General features: G+C 64.3%; 2 protein-coding genes and 1 pseudogene. All 3 read left to right on the forward strand.

Features of this window, described 5'->3' with window-relative positions:
• Nucleotides 1-158 (forward strand): annotated as a pseudogene (locus MOV75_RS38115) (universal stress protein); the annotation flags it as partial.
• 223 nt (nucleotides 159-381) lie between these two features.
• Complete coding sequence (locus tag MOV75_RS38120; protein ID WP_246932416.1) at nucleotides 382-951, forward strand: NifU family protein; 570 nt, start codon at nucleotides 382-384, stop codon at nucleotides 949-951.
• A 199-nt stretch (nucleotides 952-1,150) separates the two neighbouring features.
• Nucleotides 1,151-1,401 (forward strand): tRNA (adenosine(37)-N6)-threonylcarbamoyltransferase complex dimerization subunit type 1 TsaB (gene tsaB, locus MOV75_RS38125; RefSeq protein ID WP_247007993.1); only part of this gene is annotated, 251 nt, incomplete at its 3' end.

Consider the following 1,401-nt stretch of genomic DNA (forward strand, 5'->3'; position numbering starts at 1 on the left):
ACCCTGACATCGCCATGCTGGTGCTGGCCGCGAACCCCGGCGCGGAAGGGCCGGGCCCCCTGGTCGCCCTGCTCGCGCACGCGGTGGGGACGTTCCCGATCCCGGTGACGATCATTTCCGGCGCGCTGAGCGACCAAAGCGTGGATTCGCTGTCGTAGGTACCCCTGTCTGGGGTACGGCCAGTTGTTTGCTCGTCACGCCCGGGCTTGTCCCGGGTATCCACGTCAAGCCCGGCCATGACGCCGCGGAGATTTCGCTACCCTAACCCGCTGATATAACAACAGAACGCCGTTCTCGCCCCTTGATCGTGCGTTCGCCGTCGCCATCTGCTAGTGGATAGGGCACGCGCCGGCCTTGAACCGGCGACGTCTGGAGAAAACCATGTTTATTCAAACCGAAGCCACCCCCAATCCCGCCACGTTGAAGTTCATTCCCGGCCGCGTCGTGGTCGATGGCAACCCGGTGGAATTTGCGAGCCGCGAAACCGCAGGCCGCTCCCCGCTCGCCGAAAAGCTGTTCGAGGTGCCCGGCGTCACCAGCGTGTTCTACGGATCGGATTTCATCACCGTGACCAAGGCAAACGGTGAATGGCAGCAACTCAAGCCCGCGATCCTCGGTGCCATCATGGAGCACTACATGTCCGGCGCGCCGCTGCTCGCGGACGGCGCGGCGCAGGGCGATGCCGATCTCGACGACGAGGACGAGTTCTTCGACGAGGCCGATGCCGAAACGGTCGACATGATCAAGGACCTGATCGAGACCCGCGTGCGGCCGGCGGTCGCCAATGACGGCGGCGACATCACCTTCCGCGGCTTCAAGGACGGCATCGTCTATCTCAACATGAAGGGCGCCTGCTCCGGCTGCCCGTCGTCGACCGCGACGCTCCAGCACGGCATCCAGAACCTTTTGAAGCATTTCGTGCCCGACGTGGTCGAAGTCCGGCCGATGTAGGAGGTGCCGTAGGGTGGGCAAACGAAGCGTGCCCACCGTTTCTTTCGGCGACAAAAGTGGCGGGCACAGCGCAAGAGCGCCTTTGCCCACCCTACGAAATGCGGCGCGATCAGGGGCTACGAATTGTGAATGACGAATGGCGGATAGACGCTTGGTTCGCTAGACTGCTCCCCATTCGCCACTCGCCATTCGCTTTTCCATGCTGATCCTCGCCATCGATACTGCGCTCGACGCCTGCTCCGTCGCGGTGCTGGACACCGACGCCGGCGAGCTCCTCGCGCAGGAGCAGCTTCTCATGAAGCGCGGCCACGCCGAGGCCCTGATGCCGATGATCGCGCGCGTCATGCAATCGGCCAATCTCGCCTTCACCTCGCTCGACCGCATCGCGGTCACCGTCGGCCCCGGAAGTTTCACCGGCCTGCGCGTCGGCATTTCGGCGGCGCGCGGCCT

Origin of the sequence: Bradyrhizobium sp. PRIMUS42 (genome assembly GCF_023006515.1) — a bacterium.
Classification (GTDB): domain Bacteria; phylum Pseudomonadota; class Alphaproteobacteria; order Rhizobiales; family Xanthobacteraceae; genus Bradyrhizobium.

Bases quoted from the DNA above. Each gene is read 5' to 3' on its own strand.
- MOV75_RS38120 (WP_246932416.1), top strand. From the start codon at position 382: ATGTTTATTCAAACCGAAGCCACCCCCAATCCCGCCACGTTGAAGTTC.